Annotated in this window: 25 protein-coding genes and 1 pseudogene; 10 read left to right on the top strand and 16 right to left on the bottom strand. The window is 69.7% G+C overall.

Annotated features, from left to right (window positions below):
• Positions 1 to 29 precede the first annotated feature (29 nt).
• The 5 genes from QSV35_RS14250 to QSV35_RS14230 all read left to right on the top strand — a co-directional run bounded on the left by QSV35_RS14250 (position 30) and on the right by QSV35_RS14230 (position 6,390).
• Positions 30 to 800, top strand: coding sequence for a GntR family transcriptional regulator (locus tag QSV35_RS14250; RefSeq protein WP_286289445.1), 771 nt, complete (start codon positions 30 to 32; stop codon positions 798 to 800).
• Positions 781 to 1,497: a PDC sensor domain-containing protein gene (locus QSV35_RS14245; RefSeq protein WP_286289444.1), complete on the top strand. Its 717-nt coding sequence runs from the start codon at positions 781 to 783 to the stop codon at positions 1,495 to 1,497. Before QSV35_RS14250 ends, QSV35_RS14245 begins: the two co-directional genes overlap by 20 nt.
• A 114-nt stretch (positions 1,498 to 1,611) precedes the next feature.
• A complete protein-coding gene (locus QSV35_RS14240; protein ID WP_286289443.1) occupies positions 1,612 to 3,162 on the top strand; it encodes a S53 family peptidase in 1,551 nt (516 codons plus the stop codon).
• 210 nt (positions 3,163 to 3,372) lie between these two features.
• Entirely contained in the window at positions 3,373 to 4,737 is a 1,365-nt protein-coding gene (locus tag QSV35_RS14235) for an NAD-dependent succinate-semialdehyde dehydrogenase (RefSeq protein ID WP_286289442.1), read from the top strand.
• Between the two features lie 138 nt (positions 4,738 to 4,875).
• On the top strand, positions 4,876 to 6,390 hold the full coding sequence (locus QSV35_RS14230) for an APC family permease (protein WP_286289441.1): 1,515 nt from the start codon (positions 4,876 to 4,878) through the stop codon (positions 6,388 to 6,390).
• Between the two features lie 52 nt (positions 6,391 to 6,442).
• Here the strand turns inward: QSV35_RS14230 and QSV35_RS14225 are convergent, their stop codons facing one another.
• The 9 genes from QSV35_RS14225 to atpB all read right to left on the bottom strand — a co-directional run bounded on the left by QSV35_RS14225 (position 6,443) and on the right by atpB (position 13,943).
• A complete protein-coding gene (locus tag QSV35_RS14225; RefSeq protein WP_286289559.1) occupies positions 6,443 to 7,195 on the bottom strand; it encodes a YaaA family protein in 753 nt (250 codons plus the stop codon).
• Between the two features lie 73 nt (positions 7,196 to 7,268).
• Positions 7,269 to 7,529: a F0F1 ATP synthase subunit epsilon gene (locus tag QSV35_RS14220; RefSeq protein ID WP_286289440.1), complete on the bottom strand. Its 261-nt coding sequence runs from the start codon at positions 7,527 to 7,529 to the stop codon at positions 7,269 to 7,271.
• 1 nt (position 7,530) lies between these two features.
• On the bottom strand, positions 7,531 to 8,982 hold the full coding sequence (gene atpD / locus QSV35_RS14215) for a F0F1 ATP synthase subunit beta (protein ID WP_286289439.1): 1,452 nt from the start codon (positions 8,980 to 8,982) through the stop codon (positions 7,531 to 7,533).
• Between the two features lie 21 nt (positions 8,983 to 9,003).
• Entirely contained in the window at positions 9,004 to 9,897 is an 894-nt protein-coding gene (locus tag QSV35_RS14210; protein ID WP_286289438.1) for a F0F1 ATP synthase subunit gamma, read from the bottom strand.
• Positions 9,898 to 9,916: 19 nt separating this feature from the next.
• The gene (atpA, locus tag QSV35_RS14205) at positions 9,917 to 11,554 is read right to left on the bottom strand and encodes a F0F1 ATP synthase subunit alpha (protein WP_286289437.1); all 1,638 of its coding nucleotides are present in this window, start codon (positions 11,552 to 11,554) and stop codon (positions 9,917 to 9,919) included.
• Positions 11,555 to 11,616: 62 nt separating this feature from the next.
• The gene (locus QSV35_RS14200; protein WP_286289436.1) at positions 11,617 to 12,408 is read right to left on the bottom strand and encodes a F0F1 ATP synthase subunit delta; all 792 of its coding nucleotides are present in this window, start codon (positions 12,406 to 12,408) and stop codon (positions 11,617 to 11,619) included.
• Positions 12,408 to 12,959, bottom strand: a complete 552-nt coding sequence (locus QSV35_RS14195) for a F0F1 ATP synthase subunit B (RefSeq protein WP_286289435.1) — start codon at positions 12,957 to 12,959, stop codon at positions 12,408 to 12,410. Before QSV35_RS14195 ends, QSV35_RS14200 begins: the two co-directional genes overlap by 1 nt.
• Before the next feature lie 26 nt (positions 12,960 to 12,985).
• On the bottom strand, positions 12,986 to 13,207 hold the full coding sequence (gene atpE, locus QSV35_RS14190) for a F0F1 ATP synthase subunit C (protein WP_286289434.1): 222 nt from the start codon (positions 13,205 to 13,207) through the stop codon (positions 12,986 to 12,988).
• A 43-nt stretch (positions 13,208 to 13,250) separates the two neighbouring features.
• Complete coding sequence (gene atpB / locus QSV35_RS14185; RefSeq protein ID WP_286289433.1) at positions 13,251 to 13,943, bottom strand: F0F1 ATP synthase subunit A; 693 nt, start codon at positions 13,941 to 13,943, stop codon at positions 13,251 to 13,253.
• Here atpB and QSV35_RS14180 point away from each other — a divergent pair.
• Entirely contained in the window at positions 13,933 to 14,067 is a 135-nt protein-coding gene (locus QSV35_RS14180; RefSeq protein ID WP_286289432.1) for a hypothetical protein, read from the top strand. The two genes, atpB and QSV35_RS14180, sit on opposite strands and share 11 nt — an antisense overlap.
• A 144-nt stretch (positions 14,068 to 14,211) precedes the next feature.
• Here the strand turns inward: QSV35_RS14180 and QSV35_RS14175 are convergent, their stop codons facing one another.
• Genes QSV35_RS14175 through prmC form a run of 4 tightly spaced genes read right to left on the bottom strand, consistent with a single transcriptional unit; the run spans position 14,212 to position 17,461 of the window.
• Positions 14,212 to 14,691: a Cg1360 family ATP-synthase-associated protein gene (locus tag QSV35_RS14175; RefSeq protein WP_286289431.1), complete on the bottom strand. Its 480-nt coding sequence runs from the start codon at positions 14,689 to 14,691 to the stop codon at positions 14,212 to 14,214.
• The gene (locus tag QSV35_RS14170; RefSeq protein WP_286289430.1) at positions 14,688 to 15,854 is read right to left on the bottom strand and encodes an MraY family glycosyltransferase; all 1,167 of its coding nucleotides are present in this window, start codon (positions 15,852 to 15,854) and stop codon (positions 14,688 to 14,690) included. Before QSV35_RS14170 ends, QSV35_RS14175 begins: the two co-directional genes overlap by 4 nt.
• Positions 15,851 to 16,546 carry an L-threonylcarbamoyladenylate synthase gene (locus tag QSV35_RS14165; protein WP_286289429.1) on the bottom strand — a complete coding sequence of 232 codons (696 nt, stop codon included), beginning with the start codon at positions 16,544 to 16,546 and terminating at the stop codon, positions 15,851 to 15,853. Before QSV35_RS14165 ends, QSV35_RS14170 begins: the two co-directional genes overlap by 4 nt.
• Before the next feature lie 42 nt (positions 16,547 to 16,588).
• Complete coding sequence (prmC, locus tag QSV35_RS14160; RefSeq protein WP_286289428.1) at positions 16,589 to 17,461, bottom strand: peptide chain release factor N(5)-glutamine methyltransferase; 873 nt, start codon at positions 17,459 to 17,461, stop codon at positions 16,589 to 16,591.
• A gap of 152 nt (positions 17,462 to 17,613) precedes the next feature.
• Between prmC and cysK the strand changes: the two genes are divergently transcribed.
• The 3 genes and pseudogenes from cysK to QSV35_RS14145 all read left to right on the top strand — a co-directional run bounded on the left by cysK (position 17,614) and on the right by QSV35_RS14145 (position 20,212).
• Positions 17,614 to 18,552 (top strand): cysteine synthase A, encoded by a 939-nt coding sequence (gene cysK, locus QSV35_RS14155; RefSeq protein ID WP_286289427.1) that lies wholly within the window; start codon positions 17,614 to 17,616, stop codon positions 18,550 to 18,552.
• On the top strand, positions 18,552 to 19,121 hold the full coding sequence (epsC, locus tag QSV35_RS14150; protein ID WP_286289426.1) for a serine O-acetyltransferase EpsC: 570 nt from the start codon (positions 18,552 to 18,554) through the stop codon (positions 19,119 to 19,121). The genes cysK and epsC overlap by 1 nt, the downstream gene beginning before the upstream one ends.
• A gap of 33 nt (positions 19,122 to 19,154) precedes the next feature.
• Positions 19,155 to 20,212, top strand: a pseudogene (locus tag QSV35_RS14145) (DNA polymerase IV).
• Between the two features lie 34 nt (positions 20,213 to 20,246).
• Here QSV35_RS14145 and QSV35_RS14140 read toward each other — a convergent pair.
• A complete protein-coding gene (locus QSV35_RS14140) occupies positions 20,247 to 21,032 on the bottom strand; it encodes an SDR family NAD(P)-dependent oxidoreductase (protein WP_286289425.1) in 786 nt (261 codons plus the stop codon).
• Between the two features lie 104 nt (positions 21,033 to 21,136).
• Between QSV35_RS14140 and QSV35_RS14135 the strand changes: the two genes are divergently transcribed.
• On the top strand, positions 21,137 to 21,724 hold the full coding sequence (locus tag QSV35_RS14135) for a TetR family transcriptional regulator (protein WP_286289424.1): 588 nt from the start codon (positions 21,137 to 21,139) through the stop codon (positions 21,722 to 21,724).
• Here the strand turns inward: QSV35_RS14135 and QSV35_RS14130 are convergent.
• Entirely contained in the window at positions 21,721 to 22,119 is a 399-nt protein-coding gene (locus QSV35_RS14130; protein WP_286289423.1) for a phage holin family protein, read from the bottom strand. The genes QSV35_RS14135 and QSV35_RS14130 overlap by 4 nt on opposite strands.
• 90 nt (positions 22,120 to 22,209) lie before the next feature.
• Complete coding sequence (locus QSV35_RS14125) at positions 22,210 to 23,133, bottom strand: endonuclease domain-containing protein (protein ID WP_286289422.1); 924 nt, start codon at positions 23,131 to 23,133, stop codon at positions 22,210 to 22,212.
• Positions 23,134 to 23,369 lie beyond the last annotated feature (236 nt).

The following is a 23,369-nucleotide window of genomic DNA, read 5'->3' as shown; positions in this document are numbered from 1 at the left end:
TTCCGCATCCCTCGGCTATCGTGAGTCTCGTGTCGTCCAGAGTCGGTCCCGGTGCGCGCGAAGCCGTCTTCGCGCAGCTCGCCGACGCCGGGCGCGCCGAACAGGTCGCGCGGCGCATCACCGACGGAATCGTCCTCGGCGTCCTCTCCCCCGGCGAGCGCCTGCCCAGCGAGCCGGAGCTCGCGCGGCGCTTCGGCGTCGCCCTCATCACGGTCCGTGAGGGGCTCGGCATCCTGCGCGAGTCCGGACTCGTGGAGACCCGGCGCGGGCGCGAGGGCGGCAGCTTCGTCGTCCACGACGACGCCGAGCACCACGGCATCCTCACCGCGCGCCTGCGCAGTCTCAGCCAGGTCGAGATCGGCGACGTCGCCGTGTACTTCTCGGCGATCCTCGCGGCCGCAGCCGAGCGGGCCGCGGAGCGCGCGGCCCTCGGCGACGCAGCGCGCCTGGCCACGTGGCTCGGCGACGCCGACTTCGACGACGCCCCTGCCGCGCGCACCAATCAGAGCGGGTTCTTCCTGGAGCTCGCGGTGCTCAGCCAGTCGCCGCGACTCGTGCGGGAGCAGATCCGACTGCAGGCGGATGCCGGGCCCCTCCTGCTCCTCGGGCTCGACGAACCGGACGTCCGTGCGGCCGCTCTTGCGCACGACCATCGCATCGTGAACGCCATCGCGAAGCGCCGGCCGGCCCCCGCACGCGCCGCGGCGGGCTCTCTGATCGCGCTGCTCGCCGAACGGGTGCTGGCGGCGAAGGCGCGCGTCGAGAGAGGAGGCCGCCTCGATGAACCGCTCAGCGCATGACCTCGCCACCCTCGTCGACGAGCGCATGGACGTCGTGTTCGGGCTGCTCGACGCGTGGCGTGGAACGGTCGAGGAGGCGCTCGGCGCCGCACCGAGGCCGGCCGCGATCGACGAACTCGTCGCAGGCCTCGTCCTCCCCCGCCTCGCCGAGCCCAACGCCCTCGTCAGCGGCGCCGGCTTCATCGCCGACAGCGACGTCGTGTCCGCACGCGGCGTGCACTTCGCCTGGTGGCTGGGTCCGCTCGACGACAATCCGGTCCTGGGCGCGACCACCGAGCCCACGCGCCTCGACATCACGACGCGCGGCTACGCCGAGTACCTGCGCGACTTCCGGTCGCTCGAGTGGTTCCGTGCGCCGGCGACGACTTTCCAGGCGCATGTGACGGGGCCGTACGTCGACCACCTGTGCACGTGCGACTACATCCTGACGTTCACGTCCCCGGTCAGCTCGCCGACGACGAACGCCCTCGCCGGCGTCGTGGGGGCGGATGTCGCGGTGCGCCGCCTGGAACAGGACCTGCTGCCCGCCTTCCTGGACGCTGACGAACCGGTCGCACTCGTGAACGCCGACGGCCGCGTGGTGCTCTCGACGGCGCCTGCTCTCCAGGTGGGCACCATCGCGGACGCCGAGACCCGGGTCGCGTGCGCCCGGACGCCGTTCTCCGTCCTCGTGCGCCCGATGGCGCGGCGCGCCTGAGACGACAGGAGTCCTCTTCCGGCCGCCGTGCCCCCGATGCTACGTTCATCCCCGGTATGGCTGGCGCGGAGCGCTCCGAACCCGAAGCGCAGCGCCGCTGACGAGGAGGTTGGCATGTCACGAACCAGGGCAGCACTCGCATCTCTCGGCCTCGCGGCCGCGCTCGGCGTCTCCGTGTGGGCGGCGCCGCCGTCGACCGCGTCGCCGACGGCGTCACCGGGAGTCACGCCGTACGAGGCGAAGGCCCCCGATTCGGCATTCACCCCCGCGGCAGGCGCGTCCGGCCCGGCCGCGTGCACCCGGCCCGCTCCCGACGGGCGCGTGTCGACGACGATCCACTGCTACGCGCCGGATCAGCTGCGCGCCCACTACGGCCTCGGGCCGCTCGCCACGAGCGACGACGGCGCCGGCCAGACCATCGTGCTCGTGGACGCATACGGGAGCCCGACGGCCGCCGCAGACCTCGCCTTCTTCGCGCAGACGTTCGGCGGACCGGCCCCGGACTTCGAGGTGGCGGCACCGCTCGGCATGCCGAACTACACGAATCCGACCGGCAAGGGCGTCGGGCAGTCGGGACCGAATGCGGCCGCGGGCTGGGCCGGCGAGGCGACGCTCGACATCGAGTGGGCCTACGCGATGGCGCCCAAGGCGCACATCGTGCTGCTGGCCACGCCGCCCGCCGAGACGCAGGGCGTCCAGGGCCTTCCGAACCTGATGAAGGCCATCGACTGGGGCATCGCGAGGTACCCGGCGGGCACCGTCTTCTCGATGTCGTTCGGCACGGACGAGCAGACGTTCGGTTCGAACGCGGCGGCCGCGGCGACGCAGTTCGCGAAGTTCGACCAGACGTTCCAGCGCGGGCTCGCGAAGGGCGACACCTTCTTCTCGTCGTCGGGCGACAACGGATCCACCGGGATGACGAACGTCCACCGGTCGACCGTGGCCGGGGCCACGCCCGAGGTGAGCTACCCGAACGTCTCGCCCTTTGTCACCTCGGTCGGCGGCACACAGGTGCAGGACGGCTGGATGTGGAACCCGACGCAGGACGTGCCGTTCCTCCCGAGCGGCGCGCGGAACCCGGCCTACTGGTCGTGGAACCAGGGCGGCGACACCGAGGCCGCATGGAATGAAGGATGGGCGTCGATCGGCACCGGTGGCGGCCTGTCGACCATCTACCCGCGCCCGGCCTTCCAGGACGGCGTGGCCGGCATCGTCGGCAACCACCGCGGCGTCCCGGATCTCGCATGGAACGCCGCCATCAACGGGGGCGTGCTCGTGTACCAGACGTCCTACCTGGGCGGCTCGAGCCCGTGGGGCATCGTCGGCGGCACGTCGGCGGCCTCACCGCAGGCCGCAGCCGCGACGGCGATCGCGAACCAGGCGCGCAAGGCTGCAGGCGAGAACCCGATCGGCGACCTGAACAAGGCGATCTACGCGCCGTCGTTCGACAAGTCGGCGGCGTTCCTGGACATCATCCCGCAGACGTACGGCACGACCCCGAGCGGCGTGATCGACAGCAACCGGATGTGGGTCACCGCATCCGACGGCTCGCTGATGCCCGGACCGGTGACGGGGTACCCGACCACGACGGGTTACGACCTGACGACCGGATGGGGCAGCCCGATGCTTCCCGGGTACGTCGCACAGCTCGTCGCCGCGCAGTAGGCGGAACGGCACGATGGTGTCGCCCGGAATCCGCAGGATCCGGGCGACACCCGTGTCCTCGCGCCGTCGGCGGGTTCCCGCATCCACCCCCGCGTCGTCGCACGAGATACATCCCCCTCGCCAAATCAATCATTCACTGGTATATCTTTTTCGTGTGTTCGCAGCGCGGCGGGCGTGTGGCCCGGCGCGTGCATCCTGAAGGAGTCCCCCATGCCGTACGCCGTCACCGACCCGCTGACCGGTGAGGTCGTCAAGACCTACGAGACCATCTCCGACGCCGATCTGAAGGCCGCGATCGACGCCGCATCCGACGCGCACCGCACCTGGTCGAAGAACTCGACGGTCGCCGAGCGCGCCGCTCTGATCCGCCGCGTCGGCGAGCTGCACGCCGAGCGCGCCCAGCAGCTCGGCGAGATCATCGTCCGCGAGATGGGCAAGCCGATCGAGCAGGCCGTCGGCGAGGTCGAGTTCGCCGCCGCGATCTACGAGTACTACGCCGACAACGCCGAGTCGCTGCTGGCCGACCAGTCGATCGACCTCCTCGCGGGCGAGGGATCGGCGTTCATCCGCCGCTCGTCGCTGGGGGTCCTCCTCGGGATCATGCCGTGGAACTTCCCGTACTACCAGGTCGCCCGCTTCGCCGGCCCCAACCTCGTGATCGGCAACACGATCCTGCTCAAGCACGCGGAGCAGTGCCCCGAGTCCGCGGCCGCGATGGAGCAGATCTTCCGGGATGCCGGGTTCCCCGCAGGCGCGTACGTCAACATCTACGCCTCCCACGATCAGATCGAGACCGTCATCGCCGACCCGCGTGTGCAGGGCGTCTCGCTCACCGGCTCCGAGCGCGCCGGTGCGAAGGTCGCCGAGATCGCCGGCCGCTACCTCAAGAAGGTCGTGCTGGAGCTCGGCGGGTCCGACCCCTTCATCCTGCTGTCCACCGACGACCTCGACGCGACCGTCGAGGCGGCGGTCCTCGCCCGCGTGGACAACAACGGGCAGGCGTGCAACGCGGCCAAGCGCTTCATCGTGGTCGACGGCCTGTACGACGCGTTCCTCGAGAAGTTCACCGCCGCGATGAACGCCGTCGCCGAGGGCGACCCCAAGCAGGAGGGCACTGGCCTCGGCCCGCTCTCGAGCGAGCGTGCGGCGGAGATCCTCGCCGAGCAGGTCTCCCGTGCCGTGTCGCAGGGCGCCACCCTCCACTCGGGCGGCGTCCGCCGCGACAACTACTACTCCGCGACGATCCTCACCGACGTCCAGCCCGGCAGCGACGCCTTCCACGAGGAGTTCTTCGGCCCGGTCGCGCAGGTGTTCCGCGTCGCCGACGAGGGCGCCGCGGTCGATCTCGCCAACAACACGCCGTTCGGTCTCGGCTCCTACGTCTTCACGACCGATGCCGATCAGGCCCTGCGGGTCGCGGACGCGATCGAGGCCGGCATGGTGTTCGTCAACCTCGTCGCAGCGGACGGTGCGGAGCTGCCGTTCGGCGGTGTCAAGCGCAGCGGCTCGGGCCGTGAGCTCGGCCGGTTCGGCGCCGACGAGTTCGTCAACAAGAAGATGATCCGCATCGGCTGACCCGAGCGATCCGGCAGGATGCGGACCCGCATCCTGCTCCCCCATCTCACACGAGGGATGAACGTCGCCGCCTCTGAACGGGGCGGCGACGTCCATCCTGCCTGCCCCTCACCGAAAGAACCCGAGAGAAAGACACCTATGTCTTCCGAACCCACCCCGGCCTCGTCGCTCGACGACGCGGCACATCTCGAAGTCCTGGGCTACCAGGAGAACTTCAACCGGTCGATGAGCTTCTGGGCGAACTTCGCCCTCGGCTTCACGTACCTCTCCCCGCTCGTGGGCGTGTACTCGCTGTTCGCGACCGCGCTCGCGGTCGGCGGACCGCCGTCGATCTTCTGGATCTTCATCGTCGGCGCCGGCCAGCTGCTCGTCTCGCTCGTGTTCGGCGAGGTCGTCTCGCAGTACCCGATCCACGGCGGCATCTATCCGTGGGCGCGGCGCCTCTGGGGCCGGCGTTACGCATGGATGGCGGCATGGGTCTACATCTGGGCCATGATCGTGACGATCACCGCGGTCGCCGAGTACGGCTCTGGCTTCCTCGCAAGCCTCTTCGGCATCACCGTCACCCCGCTGTCGACCCTGCTCCTGACGCTCGCACTGCTGCTCGCCGCGCTCATGCTGAACTTCTCCGGCACGAAGACGATGGCCCGCGTCGCGCAGATCGGTCTCGCCGCTGAGCTCGTCGGCGTGATCGGCGTCGGCCTCTACCTCCTGATCTTCCAGCGCAAGCAGGAGTTCAGCGTGTTCTTCGACACCATGGGCGTGCAGGGCGACGGCCCCTACATCACCGCGTTCTTCGGCGCAGCGCTCGCCGGCCTGTTCCTCTTCTACGGGTTCGAGGCGTGCGGCGACGTCGCCGAGGAGGTCGCGAACCCGGCCCGCCGCATCCCCCGCGCGATGATCCTGACGATCCTCGTCGGCGGCGTCTCGGCGCTCTTCTCCTTCGGCGGATACGTCCTCGCCGCCCCGGATCTGCCGGCGATCGTCTCCGGCAAGGAGACCGACCCCATCCCCGCGATCCTGGAGTCGACGCTCGGATCGGTCGGCGCGAAGATCTTCCTCGTCGTCGCCGTGACGGCGTTCCTCTCGTGCGTCCTGAGCCTGCAGGCGGCGGCGAGCCGGCTCCTGTACTCGTTCGCGCGCGACGGGATGCTGCCGGGTCACCGTTGGCTCTCGAAGGTCACCCCTCGCACGAAGGTGCCGGCGAACGCCCTCATCGTGGCGTGCACCATCCCGGTGCTGCTCGCGCTGCTCATCTTCGTGAACGAGGACCTGCTGAACTCCGTCACCGCGTTCGCCGTGCTCGGCATCTACGTCGCGTTCCAGATGGTGGTCCTCGCGGCCCTCCGCCAGCGCTTCAAGGGCTGGAAGCCCGCCGGGCCGTTCTCCCTCGGCCGCTGGGGCATCCTGGTGAACATCGTGGCGCTCGCCTACGGCATCTTCGCGATGTTCCTGCTCGCCCAGCCCGGGTCCTCGGGCAACCTGTTCGCGGACTGGATCGTCCTCATCGGGCTCGGCGTCGTGCTCGGCACGGGGCTCGTGTACCTGTTCGTCGCGCGCCCCGACCGCAAGTCGACGGCGCCGGCGGGCGACGCGATCATCGTCGCGGACGCGATCCGCGAGCGGACGGGAGCTGTGCGCACCCTTCGCTGACGCGCGGAATCAGGATGCGGCCCGGGAGCACTCCCGGGCCGCATCTTCGTGTTCAGACGACGAGGTCGAGCTCTCCGGGAGCGGCACCGGGGCGCAGGACGAAGCCGGCCTCCTCCGCCCAGCGCAGGAGGCCGGCAGCGGTCGTCGCGCGCGGACGCGCCTGCGCGAGCGCCCGGACGAGGGCGCCCTTCGCGTGCTTGTTGAAGTGGTTGAGGGCCCGGGCGGTGCCGTCGGGTCCCTCGGCGACCACGCGCACGTACCGTGACGGAACGCCGTCGGGCACCGGCCCCAGCGCCGCGTACGCCTCGGAGCGCAGGTCGAGGACGAACGACGGGGATGCGGCGGCCACCGCCGCGGTCACCGCCGCCGCCCAGTGGCGCTTCAGCGCGGCAACGCCCGGCAGCGACGTGTTCGCCGCGAGCCGGTACGAGGGGATCGCATCGAGGGCCCCCACCGGACCGAGCGGTGCCGAATGGATGAGGACGTGCGCCCCGAGCCAGCGGCGGGACGCCGCATCCAGCGTCCCCGCATCCAGCGCGTCGAACAGGACGCCGGTGTACCGGTCGACGGCGGGCATCGTGGGCGCCGTCCGCATCGCGGCGTTCACCGCGATCTCGGGGCGTTGGCGCTCGCTCAGCTTCAGGACCCGCGCTGCCTCCTCCGCATCCGCGGAGAGCGCCACGAGCGCGTCGACGACCACTTCGCGCTGCGTGCGCAGGGCGGGAAGCGCGAGTCGGTCGAGGTCGAGCGGTCGCCCCCCTCCTCCGGGATGCTTCGTCTCGCTCGGCGGCAGCAGGATCAGCAGCACGTCGATGCCCCTTCCGGAGATGCGGAACCGCCCCCTGCCCGAAGGCAGAGGGCGGTTCCGGGGTGGTTCGTCAGGAGACGAGGGCCGCGCGGCCTGCGACGATCGTCACGACGTCGTTCTCCACGGAGAGGAAGCCGTCCTTCGCCTCGGCGACGATGCGCGTGTCATCGGCCTGCGTGATGCGCACCTGGCCCTCGGCGAGCATCGCGAGCACCGGCGAGTGACCGGCCATGAAGCCGATCTCGCCGATGAGGGTCTTCGCGACGACGAGCGACGCCTCACCCGACCAGATCTCCTCCTCGGCCGAGACCAGGCTCACGTGCAGCGGCATGTCAGCCGTTCTCCTTCTGGATCTGCGCCCACTTCTCCTCGACGTCGGAGATGCCGCCGACGTTGAAGAAGGCCTGCTCGGCGACGTGGTCGAAGTCGCCGCGGACGATCGCGTCGAACGACTCGATGGTCTCCTTGATCGGCACGGTCGAACCTTCGACACCCGTGAACTTCTTGGCCATGTAGGTGTTCTGCGAGAGGAACTGCTGGATGCGGCGCGCACGCGACACCACGATCTTGTCCTCTTCGGAGAGCTCGTCGACACCGAGGATCGCGATGATCTCCTGCAGTTCCTTGTTCTTCTGGAGGATCTGCTTCACGGCGGTCGCCACGCGGTAGTGGTCCTCACCGATGTAGCGCGGGTCGAGGATGCGGCTCGTCGAGCTCAGCGGGTCCACGGCCGGGTACAGACCGCGCGACGCGATCTCACGGCTGAGCTCGGTCGTCGCGTCGAGGTGCGCGAAGGTCGTCGCGGGGGCCGGGTCGGTGTAGTCGTCGGCCGGCACGTAGATCGCCTGCAGCGAGGTGATCGAGTGACCGCGCGTCGAGGTGATGCGCTCCTGGAGCACGCCCATCTCGTCGGCGAGGTTCGGCTGGTAACCCACCGCGGACGGCATGCGGCCGAGGAGCGTCGAGACCTCGGAACCGGCCTGCGTGAAGCGGAAGATGTTGTCGATGAACAGGAGCACGTCCTGCTTCTGCACGTCGCGGAAGTACTCCGCCATCGTCAGGGCCGACAGGGCGACGCGCAGACGCGTCCCCGGCGGCTCGTCCATCTGGCCGAAGACGAGGGCCGTCTTGTCGAAGACGCCCGCGTCCTCCATCTCGTGGATGAGGTCGTTGCCCTCACGCGTGCGCTCGCCGACACCGGCGAACACCGACACACCACCGTGGTCCTGCGCGACGCGCTGGATCATCTCCTGGATGAGGACCGTCTTGCCGACGCCCGCACCACCGAAGAGGCCGATCTTGCCACCCTGCACGTAGGGGGTCAGGAGGTCGATGACCTTGATGCCGGTCTCGAACATCTGGGTCTTCGACTCGAGCTGGTCGAAGCTCGGCGCCTGGCGGTGGATGCCCCAGCGCTCGGTGATCTCGATCTTCTCGCCCGGCTCGGCGTTCAGGACGTCGCCGGTCACGTTGAACACGCGACCCTTGGTGACGTCACCGACCGGAACACTGATGGGGCCGCCGGTGTCGCGCACCTCCTGGCCGCGGACGACGCCGTCGGTCGGCTTCAGCGCGATGGCGCGGACGAGGTCGTCGCCGAGGTGCTGCGCGACCTCGAGCGTGATCTCCGTCGCCTCGTCGCCGATCGTGATCGTCGTCTTGAGCGCGTTGTAGATGTCGGGGATCGAGTCGTGCGGGAACTCGATGTCGACGACGGGCCCGGTGACCCGCGCGACGCGGCCGACGACCGCGGTCGCCTGCTCGTCGGGTGCGATGAGAGTCATTGTCTTCTCTTTCGTGTGGTCTTACTTGCCCGATGCCAGAGCGTCGGCGCCGCCGACGATCTCGGCGATCTGCTGCGTGATCTCGGCCTGGCGCGCGTTGTTGCGCAGGCGGGTGTAGTCGGTGATGAGCTTGTCGGCGTTGTCGCTGGCCGACTTCATCGCCTTCTGGGTCGCCGCGTGCTTCGCCGCCGACGACTGCAGGAGCGCGTTGAAGATGCGGCTCTGGATGTACACCGGCAGCAGCGCATCCAGGACCAGGCTCGCGTCCGGCTCGAAGTCGTACTCCGGGAAGACGGTCGTGCTGTCCTCGGGCGCGTCAACGACCTCGAGCGGCAGCAGGCGCACGTTCTCCGGCGACTGCGTCATCATGCTGATGAAGCGGTTGAACACGAGGTGGATCTCGTCCACGCCGCCGTGGTCGCCGCCGAGGTTGAACGCGTCGACGAGCGTCTGCCCGATCTCGACGGCCGTCTCGAAGTGCGGCGTGTCGGTGTCGCCGACCCACTGCGCCTGGCTCGCCAGGTGACGGAACTGGAAGTACCCGACGGCCTTGCGACCGATGAGGTAGTAGACCGGCTCTTTGCCTTCGGCACGCAGCATCTCGGCGAGCTCGAGGCCCGCGCGGATGATCTGCGAGTTGAAGGCGCCCGCGAGACCGCGGTCGGAGGAGAAGATGACGACGGCGGACCGCGTCACCTTCTCGCGCGCCGTGGTCAGCGGGTGCGACGCGTTGGAGCGCGTCGCGACCGCCGACACCGCACGCGTCACCGCGCGCGAGTACGGGGACGAGGCGCGCACGCGCGCCTGCGCCTTCTGGATGCGCGAAGCCGCGATGAGTTCCATCGCCTTCGTGATCTTCTTGGTGGTCTGCGCAGAAGCGATCTTCTGCTTGTAGACCCGGAGTTGTGCGCCCATGGTGCTGTTACAGGCTCCTTCAGCCCCGGCGGCCCTTGACGATCCGCTCCTGCTCGACCTCGTCGGCGCTCGTGGCCTCGTGCTGCTCGTTGCCCGGCTTGTCGATCGCGTGGCCCTTGCCGAGGAACTCCTCGAGGAACGCGTCCGTCAGCTTCTCGAGCTCCGCCTTCGTCGCGTCGTCGAGGACGTTCGTCTCGCGCAGCGTCTGGAGGATGGTCGAGTTCAGGCGCAGGTGCTCGAGCAGCTCGCGCTCGAACTGCAGGACGTTCTCGACCTCGATCGCGTCGAGCTTGCCGTTGGTGCCGGCCCAGATCGAGACGACCTGCTCCTCCACCGGGTACGGCGAGTACTGCGGCTGCTTCAGGAGCTCCGTCAGGCGGGCACCGCGCGCCAGCTGGCGACGCGAGGCCGCATCCAGGTCGCTCGCGAACATCGCGAACGCCTCGAGCGAGCGGTACTGGGCGAGCTCGAGCTTGAGCGTGCCGGAGACCGACTTGATCGACTTGACCTGCGCGTCGCCGCCGACGCGGGACACCGAGATGCCGACGTCCACGGCGGGACGCTGGTTCGCGTTGAACAGGTCGGACTGCAGGAAGATCTGGCCGTCCGTGATCGAGATGACGTTGGTCGGGATGTACGCCGAGACGTCGTTGGCCTTCGTCTCGATGATCGGGAGACCGGTCATCGAGCCCGCGCCCAGCTCGTCCGAGAGCTTCGCGCAGCGCTCGAGCAGACGCGAGTGCAGGTAGAAGACGTCACCCGGGTAGGCCTCGCGCCCCGGCGGGCGGCGGAGGAGGAGCGACACGGCGCGGTAGGCCTCGGCCTGCTTCGACAGGTCGTCGAAGATGATGAGGACGTGCTTGCCGCCGTACATCCAGTGCTGGCCGATGGCCGAGCCGGTGTAGGGCGCGAGGTACTTGAAGCCGGCGGGGTCGGATGCCGGGGCCGCGACGATCGTCGTGTACTCCATGGCACCGGCGTCCTCGAGGGCGCCCTTCACGGACGCGATCGTGGAGCCCTTCTGGCCGATGGCGACGTAGATGCAGCGGACCTGCTTGTTCTCGTCGCCCGACTCCCAGTTGGACTTCTGGTTGATGATCGTGTCGATCGCGATGGCGGTCTTGCCGGTCTGGCGGTCGCCGATGATCAGCTGGCGCTGGCCGCGGCCGACCGGGATCATCGCGTCGATGGCCTTGATGCCGGTCTGGAGCGGCTCGTGCACGCTCTTGCGCTGCATGACGCCGGGCGCCTGGAGCTCGAGGGCGCGCACGCCTTCCGACGCCACCTGGCCGAGGCCGTCGATCGGGTTGCCGAGCGGGTCGACGACGCGGCCGAGGTAGCCGTCGCCGACGGGGACCGAGAGGACCTCGCCGGTGCGGGTGACCTGCTGGCCCGCCTCGATGCCCGCGAAGTCGCCGAGGACGACGACGCCGATCTCGTGCTCGTCGAGGTTCAGCGCGAGGCCCTTGGTGCCGTCCGCGAACGTGACGAGCTCGTTCGCCATCGCGCCGGGGAGGCCCTCGACGTGGGCGATGCCGTCGGCCGCGTCGACGACCGTGCCGACCTCGGTCGCAGCGGCCCCGGTGGGCTCGTACGCGGCGACGAAGTCCTTCAGCGCGTCACGGATGACGTCGGGGCTGATGGAGAGTTCTGCCATTGTCTTCCTTCGTTCGTGGGGCCGCAGCCCCGAAGTCTCCGCCGTCGGCGGCAAATCTTGGTTCAGCCGGCGAGGCGCCGACGCAGGTCGGCGAGGCGCGCCGACACGCTGGCGTCGATCACGTCGTCGGCGACCTGCACGCGCAGGCCTCCGACCACGGTCGGGTCGATCACGGAGTTCAGCGACACCGGGGTGCCGTACTTCGCGGCGAGCGCGTTCGACAGTCGCTCGGACTGCGCTGCGCTGAGCGGAGCGGCCGAGTAGACCGTCGCAACGGTGCGGCCGTGCTGGGCTGCGGCCAGGCGCATGCCCCACGAGAGCAGCTCGCGCACACGACGCTCACGCGGTTCGCGGATGAGCGACGACGCGATGAGCACCGTCGCCTCGCTGGCGCGACCGCGCAGGAGCGACTCGACGAGCGACCCCTTCGCCTCGGACGCGCCCATCCGGCTGCCGAGCGCGAGCTCGAGGTCGGGGTTCGCGGCGACCGTGCGGGAGAAGCCGAACAGCTCCCCCTCGACGTCGGCGGACGCATCCGCCTTCGTCGCGGCGCGGACCGCGAGCTCCTCGAGGGCGGTCACGAAGTCGTCCTCCGACGACCAGGACTGGCCGGCGGCCACCTCCATGAGCGCGATGGCCTGCGCCGACAGCGCGGACCCGTACACGTCGCGGACGACCTTGGCGCGCGCCTGGGGCGCCGCGGCCGAGTCGGCGAGCGCCCCGCGCAGCTGCGGCGACGCGCTCAGGGTCCGCGCCGCGGCGAAGAGCTCGCCCGCGACGCCGAGGTCGGCGATGGGCGCCGCATCCAGCGCCGCAGTGCTCGCCGCCACGGCCTGAGTGGTCGCGCTGCCCATCAGGCCTTGCCAGCCGTCTCGGACGCCTCGAGCTCAGCGAGGAAGCGGTCGACCACGGCCTGCGCACGCGCGTCGTCGGAGAGCGTCTCGCCGATGACACCGCCGGCGAGGTCGAGGGCGATCGTGCCCACCTCACCGCGCAGCTGGACGAAGGCGGTCTGCCGCTCGGCGGCGATCTGCGCCTGCGCGTTCGAGGTCACGCGGGCGGCCTCGGCCTGCGCGTGCTCCTTCGCGTCAGCGACGATGCGCGCGCCCTCGGCACGAGCCTGGTCGCGGATCGCGGCCGCCTCGCCACGGGCGTCGGCGAGCTTCGCGTTGTACTCCTCCAGAGCCGCGGTGGCCTTGGCCTGCGCCTCGTCGGCGCGGTTGATGCCACCCTGGATGGCGTCGGCGCGCGCGTCGAGCATCTTGTTCATGTTCGGCAGCAGCTTCCAGATGACGAACACGAGCACGATCACGAACGCGAGCGTGCCCCAGACGAGGTCCGGGAGCGCGGGGATCACCGGGCTCTGGGTCTCCGCCGCGGCTGCGGTGACGAATGCTGCAAGCATTCGGACTCCTTAGCTGTGGGGGCCGATTACGGCTTGGGGAACGGGATGAACGCGACGGCGATGGCGATGAAGCAGAGCGCCTCGGTGAGCGCGACGCCGAGGAACATGAGGCTCTGCAGGCGGCCCTGGAGCTCAGGCTGGCGGGCGACGGACTCGATGGTCTTGCCGATGACGTAGCCGACGCCGATACCGGAGCCGATGACGGCGAGGCCGAATGCGAGAGGGGCGAGCTGTCCGACGATGTTCACGGGACGGTTCCTTTCGAGGGTGGTTGTTGTGCGGCCGGAGCGATCAGTGCTCTTCGGCGACCGCGAGCTGGATGTAGATGGCGGAGAGGATGGCGAAGACGTAGGCCTGCAGCGCTGCGATGAACAGCTCGAGCACGGTGAACGCAAGGCCGAACGCGAACGAGCCGATGCCGAGAAGGCCCAGCAGGTTGCCGCTCGCCAGCACGGTGAAGAAGAAGAACTGCGTTGCGGTGAAGCAGAGAACCAGCAGCATGTGGCCGGCGATCATGTTCATCGTGAGTCGCAGCGTCAGCGTGACCGGCCGGACGATGAAGGTCGAGAGGAACTCGAGCGGCGCGATGAAGACGTAGAGCCACGCGGGCACGCCCGGGGGAAAGAGGGAGTCCTTCCAGAACTTCATCCCCTTCTCCTTCATGCCCGCGTAGATGAACATGACCCAGGAGACGAGGGCCAGCACGAGCGGGAGGCCGATGGCCGCCGTGCCCGCGAGCTGCAGGCCGGGAATCGTGCCGGTGAGGTTCATGCACAGGATGAGCCAGAACATCGTCATGAGGATCGGCTCGTAGCGACGGCCGCGCTCCTCGCCGAGCGTGTCGTAGATGATGCTCTTGCGGGCGAAGAGGAAGACGCTCTCGAACGCCCCCTGCCAGCGGCCCGGGACGATCTTGAGGTTGCGCGTTCCGGCCCAGAACAGCAGGACCAGCAGCCCGACGATGAGGAGCCGGATGAGCATCATCCGGTTCAGCTCGAACGGTGTGCCCTCGAACGCGATGACCGGCGGGAAGAAGTCGTTGATCGACGGGCCGTGGAACCCGCTGTCATCCGCAGCGGCGACGGTGATCAGGGAAGCGAGGTGGTAAGACAGCTTAGGCTCCGACTTCGGGGCACCGGAATACGATGCGACGGCGGGTCAGGTGAGTCGTCTGAAGCTGACGCGCTGAGACGCGCGGGCGCAGGCGCCGAGCGGGCGACGACTCCCCAACCATATCAGGAAACCTTCAGGCTCACGAATCCGTGGAGGGCTTCGAGGGGTCGTCGGAATCGCCCGGAAGGGGAACCTCTCCGACGTACGGGACACGCACTCGGGCGAACACCACGAGGTCGACGATGAGGGATGCGAGGGCCCCAGCGACGGCGGCGAAGAAGAACACCCAGCCCACGATCCAGGGCTGCGCGCGCAGCACGAGCATTCCGACGATGAACAGGACGACCTTCACGAACCAGCCGCCCATGACGACCGCGAAATACCCCGTCGACATCAGCTGGTCTCCGGGAAGGCGCGCGCCGATGAGCATCGTGACGACCGTCAGGCCGAAGAAGAGTCCCGCCATCAGCACGCCGGCCAGCGCGCTCCACAGGCCGTTCATGCCGGCCACGAGGTACCCGACGACGCAGCCGACGACGGCGAGGATTCCGATCGTTATGCCGGCCCAGCGGAGCGTCTCCCGCATGATGATCGTCGACGTGCGGTGCTGGTAGTTCATGACTGGGTCTCCGAGGATGTGCGGGCGGCCGGTGCGGCCGTGCGCCCGCGGGCGGGGGTGAAGGTGATGACGAGGCACGCGGCGATGCCGATGACCCCGAAGGCGACGCCGATCCAGTACTGGCCGAACCAGTCCTGCCGCGTCGCGACGTACATGAGCAGGACCGAGAGCCCGATGATCGCGGTCCACGCGTAGAAGATCAGGACGGCCGCACGGTCGGAGTGGCCCATGTCGAGCATGCGGTGGTGCAGGTGCTTGCGGTCGGGCGAGAACGGCGACTTCCCCGCGCGCAGGCGCCGGATGACGGCGGACCCGAAGTCGAGCAGCGGCAGGACGACGATCACGACGGGCAGGATGATCGGCATGTACACGCCGATGACCTGCGAGCGCCCCATGAGCTCCGGGTTCGACAGCTCCGGCGAGTACTGACCCGCCAGCGCGATCGCCGACGTGGCCATGAGCAGGCCCAGCATCAGGGCGCCCGCATCCCCCATGAACAGCTTCGCGGGACTCCAGTTCAGCGGCAGGAAGCCGGCGCACGCACCGACGAGCACCGCGGCGATGAACGACGAGAGGTTGAAGTAGCTGCTGGCGCCGACGTCCCGCACGAACAGGTACGAGTAGGCGAAGAAGATGCCGTTCGCGATGAGGCAGACGCCGGCGACGAGACCGTCGAGGCCGTCGATGAAGTTGACGGCGTTCATGACGATGACGATCGCGAAGAGGGTGATCGTGAAGCTCACCCAGCTGGACCCCACGGCCGTGCCGCCGATCGGGAGCGAATAGATCTGCAGCTGCCCGATCCACGCGATGATGCCGGCCGCGAGGAACTGCGCGCCGAGCTTGATCATCCAGTCGAGGTCCCAGAGGTCGTCGGCGACCCCGACGATGACCGTGATGCCGGTCGCGGCCAGGATCGCGTAGATCTGGGTCGGATCGGTCCAGATGATCGAGAAGAAGGGATTGTGCGCGGACACCACGAAGGCGGCGACCACCCCCAGGAACATCGCGATGCCGCCGAGGCGGGGCGTGGGGGTCTTGTGGACGTCGCGCTCGCGGATGCCCGGATAGAGCTTGAACTTGAGGCTCAGCCGCCAGACGGCCCAGCCGAGGCACAGTGTCACGGCCGCGGTGAAGAGGACCGTGAACAGATACTGCTTCACGCGGAGCCGTCCGTGCCGTCCAGCGGCGGGTCCGGTTCGAGCAGGTCGCCGAGCACCTCGCGCAGGCGGGCGCGGTCGATCGCACCCTCGCGCAGCACGCGCACGATCGGGTCGCTTCCGCCGACGAGGGTCGTGGCATCCACGATCGTCGACGGGATGCCGGTCTCCACGATGCCGTCCTCGAGATAGACGGCGACGCTCTCGCCGAGCATGTCCCGGGCCTGGGCCGCCGTGAGCGCAGCGGCCACGCCCGTCTTGTTGGCGCTGGAGACTGCGAGCGGCCCGGTCTCCTCCAAGAGTTCCAGCGCGAACCGGTGGGCGGGCATCCGCACGGCGACGGTGCCGCGGGTCTCCCCGAGGTCCCACGTGAGCGACGGCTGCGCCGGCAGCACGATCGTCAGCCCCCCGGGCCAGAAGGCGTCGACCAGCGCCTCGACGGGTTCGGGCACTTCGGAGACGAGCGCCCGCAGCGTCGCGCGGCCGGAGACGAGGACGGGCGGCGGCTGCTGGCGGCCGCGGCCTTTGGCCTCGAGCAGGCGCGCGACGGCGGCCGGCGAGAACGCGTCGGCGGCGACGCCGTAGACGGTGTCGGTGGGCAGGACGATGAGGTCGCCGCGGCCGATCGCCTGACGCGCCTGACGCATCCCGGCCAGCAGCTGCGTCTCGTCGCGGCAATCGAAGAGGGAGGACATGGCGGCTCCAGTCTATTTCAGATGGCCCGGATCCCCCGCGGCTCAGGGATGCAGTGCGGTGGTGACGCGGTCGCGCATCGTCAGATCGGGATGCGTCGCCCCGGCGCGCCACCCGTCGGCGGCGAGGATCGCGCGCACCGCCTCCCCCTGCCACTCGCCGTGCTCGATCGCGATGAGGCCGCCCGGGCGGGCGAGGACGAGCCCCACACCGCTCAGGACGCGCACGACGTCGAGCCCGTCGGCTCCGCCGTACAGGGCCTGCGGCGGATCGAACAGCCGCACCTCGGGGTCGCGCGGGATCGCGTCATCGGGGACATACGGAGGGTTGGAGGCGACGACCGCGACGGTGCCGGCGAGCGGCTGCAGCGTCCGGGCCGCGTCCGCGAGGTCGCCGAGCGACACCTCGAGGTTGCCGGGCGCCAGCCGTGCGGCGTTGCGCGACGCCCACGCGAAGGCCTCAGGAGACCTCTCGACGGCGTAGACCCGCGCGTGCACGACCTCCGTCGCCATCGCGATGGCGATCGCACCGCTCCCCGTGCCGAGATCGACGGCGACCGGTTCCTCCGACGCGTCGGAGCGCAGCGCATCGATCGCCAGCTGTGCGAGCAACTCGGTCTCCGGGCGCGGGACGAATACGCCGGGCCCGACCTCGAGCTCGAGATGGCGGAAGGGGGCGCGACCGGTCAGGTGCTGCAACGGCTCGCGCGCGGCGCGTCGTGCGACGAGCCCGGTGAAGGTCGCGGCATCCACCGCGGTCACGGCGTCCCCGCGGATCGCAGCCGCCTGCACTCCCCCGCGCGTGAGCGCGAGCACGTGCGCCGCGAGGAGTTCCGCATCCACCCTCGGGTCGGGAACACCCGCCTCGGCGAGGGTTCCGACGGCGGAGCGCAGGAGGGCGTCGAGCGAATCGGTCATGGCCCACCCACACTATGCGCTCGATCGCATGCGCTCGATCGGGAACATCTGACGGGCCGCCTGTGCTGAGATGAAGCGTCACATTCGGGCGCGCGCGTACACGCGCGTCCTAGGCTTTCGTCGTCCAGAGACATCACCCGAAAGGCATGGGCATGCCCGGCATCCACAACGACATCACGACGGCGTTCGGCAACACGCCCCTCGTCCGCCTCAACAAGGTCACCGACGGCGCCGGCGCCGAGGTGTACGCCAAGCTCGAGTACTTCAACCCCGGGTCGAGCGTCAAGGACCGTCTCGGCATCGCGATCGTCAACGCCGCGGAAGAGGCGGGGGCGCTCGAGCCCGGCGGCACGATCGTCGAGGCAACCTCCGGCAACACGGGCATCGCGCTCTCGCTCGTGGGCGCCGCGCGCGGGTACAAGGTCATCCTCACGATGCCCTCCTCGATGTCCAAGGAGCGCCGCCTGCTCCTGAAGGCGTTCGGTGCCGAACTCGTCCTCACCGACCCGACTCTGGGCATGAAGGGCGCGGTCGCGGAGTCGGAGCGCATCGCCGCCGAGACCCCGGGCGCGATCCTGGCCAAGCAGTTCGAGAACCAGGCGAACGCCGCCATCCACCGCAAGACCACCGCCGAGGAGATCTGGCGCGACACCGACGGCGACGTCGACATCTTCGTCGCGGGCATCGGCACCGGCGGCACCATCACGGGCGTCGGCCAGGTGCTCAAGGAGCGCAAGCCCGACGTCAAGGTCATCGCGGTCGAGCCCTCCGCTTCGCCGCTCCTGTCGACCGGAACCCCGGGACCCGCGAAGATCCAGGGCATCGGCCCGAACTTCGTGCCGCCGATCCTCGACACCACCGTCTACGACGAGGTCGTCACCGTCGAGTTCGAGGACGCCCTGGCCACCGCGCGCGCCCTCGCCGCGACGGAGGGCCTCCTCGTCGGGATGTCGAGCGGCGCTGCCGCGTGGGCCGCGATCCAGGTCGCCCAGCGCCCCGAGAACGCCGGCAAGAAGATCGTCGTCATCATCCCCGACACGGGCGAGCGCTACCTCTCGACCGCGCTGTTCGAGGACCTGCGCGAGGACTGATGAACGCCTGGGATCGCGTCCGGGAGGACATCGCCGCAGCGCGACTGCGCGACCCCGCGGCTCGCGGGTCGCTGGAGATCGCCCTGCTGTACCCCGGCCTGCACGCGATCTGGGCGCACCGCCTGTGGCACGCCCTGTGGATCCGGCGCGCGCGCTTCATCGCGCGTGCCGGATCGCAGGTCACCCGCTGGCTGACCGGAATCGAGATCCATCCCGGCGCCCTGATCGGCCGCCGGTTCTTCATCGACCACGGCATGGGCGTCGTCATCGGCGAGACCGCCGAGATCGGCGACGACGTGATGCTCTACCATGGTGTGACGCTCGGCGGTCGCACGCGCGACCATGGGAAGCGGCACCCCACGCTGGAGGACGGCGTCGCCGTCGGCGCGGGCGCCAAGGTGCTCGGCCCCATCACCATCGGCGCGGGCAGCGCCGTCGGCGCGAACGCTGTCGTGACGAGGGACGCGCCCCCGGACTCGGTGCTCGTCGGCATCCCCGCCAAGGTGCGCCATCGCCGCGCCGGCGAGGACACGCGCGCGATCCTCACCGCACCGGAGTATGTGATCTGACGCCCGTCGGCACCCCGGCGTAGCCTCGGGGGCATGCACTGGGTGCTGCACGTCGACCTCGACCAGTTCATCGCCGCGGTCGAGGTGCTCCGCCGGCCCGAGCTCGCCGGGCTCCCGGTCATCGTGGGCGGGCGCGGCGACCGACCGAACGCGCGGTCGTCTCGACGGCGTCGTACGAAGCGCGGGTCTTCGGCGTCGGGTCGGGGATGCCGCTGCGCATCGCCGCGCGGAAGATCCCGGACGCCGTCATCCTGCCGGTCGACGCGCCGGCGTACACCGCCGCATCCACCGAGGTCATGGACACGCTGCGCGCGCAGCCGGGCGCCGTCGTGCAGGTGCTGGGCTGGGACGAGGCATTCGTCGGCGTCGAGACCGACGACCCGGAGGGATACGCCCGCGCGATCCAGCGCGCGGTCCTCGAGCGCACGCGCCTGCACTGCAGCGTGGGCATCGGCGACACGCTCGTGCGGGCGAAGATCGCCACCGGCTTCGGCAAGCCGCAGGAGGTGTTCAGGCTCACCGCCGAGAACTGGTTCGAGGTGATGGGCGATCGTCCCGTCATCGACCTGTGGGGCGTGGGCTCCAAGGTGTCGAAGAGGCTCGATGCGCTCGGCATCCACTCTGTCGCGGAGCTGGCTTCCGCGCCCGAGCAGGCGATGCAGGCGGAGTTCGGCCCGCGGATGGGCCTCTGGTACCGCGAGCTCGGTCGCGGTGGGTCCTCCGCGGTCGTCGACGACACGCCATGGGTGCCGCGCGGGCACAGCCGCGAGACCACGTATCAGGTCGACCTCGCCGATCGCACGGAGATCGAGGCGGCGGCGCGCGTGCTCCTGGAGCAGGTGCTCGAGGATGCGGAGAACCGCCCGATCGTCGGGCTCGGCCTGAAGGTTCGCTACGCGCCGTTCACGACGAAGACGTTCACGAAGCGCGTGGCGCCGACGACCGATCGCGAGACCGTGACGGCGAAGGCGATGGAGCTCGTGGCGAAGATCGCTCCCGATCGCCCTGTGCGCCTGCTCGGACTCCGGGTGGAGCTCGCGATGCCCGACGATGCGCGCGACGGACATACGCCGACGCGCGGCGGATGGTGATCCGCCGCGCGTCGCGGTGTCGAAGGAATCGAGATCAGAAGTGCGTGCCGCCGTCGATGCGCACCTCGGTGCCGGTGATGAACTTCCCGTCGTCGCTCGCGAGCATCGCGACGACCGAGGCCACCGTCTCCGGCCCCGCGAAGCCCTGACCGAGCGCGGGCTGGAGCTTCATGAAGAGCATCATGTCGGCGTCCTCCGGAAGGCCCGGGCCCTGGCTCTGCTTCGACTGCCCGCTGCCGTCTGTCATGCCCGACGAGATCGAGCCCGGCTGCACCGAGGTGAAGCGGATGCCCTGCTTCGCATACTCGGCGGCGAGCGCGTGGGTCATCGACTGGACGCCGCCCTTGCTCGCCGCGTAGGCGGCCATGTACGGGTGGGCGAACATCGCCGACGTGGAGCTGAAGTTGACGACCGCCGCGCCGTCGCCCTCGAGCAGTGCCGGGATCGCCTCCCGGATGACGAGGAACGTGCCGACGAGGTTCACGCGGATGACGGTCTCGAACTGGTCGAGCGTGGTCTCGTGGGTGTGCGACGAGCGCAGGATGCCGGCCGCGTTCACGACCGCGTCGAGGCCCCCGAGCTGCGCGACCGCGGCGGCCACGCCGTCCTTCACGGACTGCTCGTCGGAGATGTTCATGACCACCGTCCCGAGGCGGTCGGCCGCATCCCCCGCCTTCGCGACCGTGTCCGCGAGGCCGGCTTCGCTGACGTCGGCGGCGACGACCCGGCCGCCCTCGGCGAGCATGCGCAGCACGGTCGCCTGCCCGATGCCCGAGCCTCCACCGGTCACCAGCACGCGGCGGCCTTCGTAGCGGTTCATCTCGTTCTCCTTCGTGTTGTCGTTGACGTTGTCGTTGATCTGAAAGACACGATACGCCTACTTGGCACGTTGTGCCAGAGTGTCACTCGAGATACGCTCAGAGCGTGATCGAACGCGCGCCGACCCTCACCGAGCGCCGCAAGGCGGCGACGCAGCTCGACATCGCGCGCGCCGCGGCCCGGCTGTTCACCGAGCAGGGCGCGCAGGACACGACCGCCGATCAGATCGCGACGGCCGGAGGCGTGTCGCTGCGCACGTTCTACCGCTACTTCCGCACGAAGGAGGATGCGGTCTCTCCCCTGCTGACCGTCGGCGCCGATGCGTGGCGCGCGCACCTCGTCGGCATCCCTGTCGGCACGCCGCTGCGGCCAGCGGTCGAGGACGCGATCCGGGCCACGCTGTCGGAGGCGGATTCCGAGGGTCTCGCCCTCACCCGCGGCCTGCTGCGGGCGACCGTCGAGGATCCCGATCTCGCCGACGTCTGGTATCGCGTCAACCACTCCTCGGAGGCGGCTCTGCTGCCCGTGCTCGCGCATGCGGCCCCGGATGCGGACGCGCTGACGCTGCGGCTGGTCGCGGTGGCCGCGACCGATGCCATCCGCATCGCGTTCGAGATCTGGGCGGAGGGCGACGAGGCGTCCGCTCCCGTCGACCTCGCGGCCCGGTGCTTCCGGCAGCTGTCGGGCGGCTAGGACTTCTTCTGCTGGATCGTGTCCTTGAGGAAGATGCCGGGCAGCAGCCACGTGGCGAGCGCGGTCACGAGCCACACGACGAGGGTGCCGACGATCCAGGCGACCGGGCCGTCGATGCCGATTCCGGCTGCGGGGATGATGACGGCGATCAGCAGCGCGATGAAGGTGGACACAAGGCCGATTCCACCCACGAACGCCGGTGCCCGACGGGTCGCGACCTTCATGATCCACGGTGCCAGCACGCTCTGCAGGACCGCGAAGATCACGACGGCGAGGACGACGCCCCACCAGTTGTTCCAGTGCAGGGAGAAGCCCGGCAGCAGCAGATCCGCGATGACGAGGCCGAGGAAGGCTGACACCAGCCAGATGCCGGCGCGGATGAGGAACCTGATCACAGCGCGAGCCTAGCGCGCGCCCTGCGCCAACCTCGTTGACTTGCCTTGGATGTACACGACACGCCGCGCGCGGCGTACATCCAAGGCAAGTCAACGGAGGGATGATGCGCGAATAGCGCGGCGGATCTCCGCGAGAAGCGGTCCAGTGTCCCCGAACAGCATCTGTGAGGTCACTCGGACGACATGCCAGCCGGCAGCCATGAGCGCCCGATGCTTCCTGAGATCGCGATTCCACTGGTCCCGATCCGTACGGTGGTGGTCGCCCTCGTACTCCAGCGCGATCTTCCTCTCCGGGTATCCGAGGTCGATCGTCCCGAGATACCGGCCGCGGTCATCGTAGACGTCGAGGTCGGCCACGGGTTCCGGGATGCCTGCATCCACAATGGTCAGGCGAAGCCACGTCTCCGGGCGGGATGCGGCCCCTGCGCGAACGCGCGGGAGCGCCTCACGCAACGCCAGCGCACCCTTGCGTCGGAACGGGATCGCATCCTCCAACGTCGTCGCGGAGGCCAGTGCTGCGCGCTTCGATCCGCCATGCGGGCCACCGACACGGTCGGTCCAAAGGAGGGCGTCCGCCGCGGCGACGAGATCGTACGGATGTCGGAGAATCGTGCCGAGCAGCGCCCACGTGGCCGCCGGCGAGGTGACCGGGAGTCCTGTGCCTGGGTGCGTTGCGAGTTCCACGCGACGACCGGCGAGCTGATGCCCGCGGACGCCGACCCCGCGCGGCGCACGATGCGGAGCGCAGACCGACACGTGGAGCTTGTCGTCGGCGAGCAGCGGCAGTGGGATGGCCCACACGAGGGCCGCTGTGGTGTGGGAGAAGAACTCGTGCACGGCCATGTAGGACGCGAATTGCGCGGCCGCATCCAGGATCCTCGCCTGCTGGACCGCCGCCGCGCTTTCGCCGCCGGAGAGGAGCGGCAGACGGCGCACAGAATAGAGTCCGTTGAAGGGGCGCACGAAGCGCTCGCTTCGGAGGTCGCGGCGGGTCAGCCCGCTCTTCAGCGCCACCCCTGCACGGAATGCCGAAGCCCTATCGAGATCTTCCATCCCGCGACCATGGCATGCACCGCGGAATTCCGGCGCGATTTATCCACAGCGCGCCACCTGACAGCCCGTGCCTTGGGACGCTCGCAACGTCACCTCTCGTTGACTTGCCCTGGATGTACGGGCCGTACGGCGTGTCGCGTACATCCAGGGCAAGTCAACGAGATGAGGACGGGCTGGATTCGATGCGGTGGCGCAGT

Origin of the sequence: Microbacterium candidum (genome assembly GCF_030315975.1) — a bacterium.
Lineage (GTDB): Bacteria > Actinomycetota > Actinomycetes > Actinomycetales > Microbacteriaceae > Microbacterium > Microbacterium candidum.
Note: the sequence above shows the minus strand (reverse complement) of the source record. Positions and strands in the feature narration are given on the sequence as shown.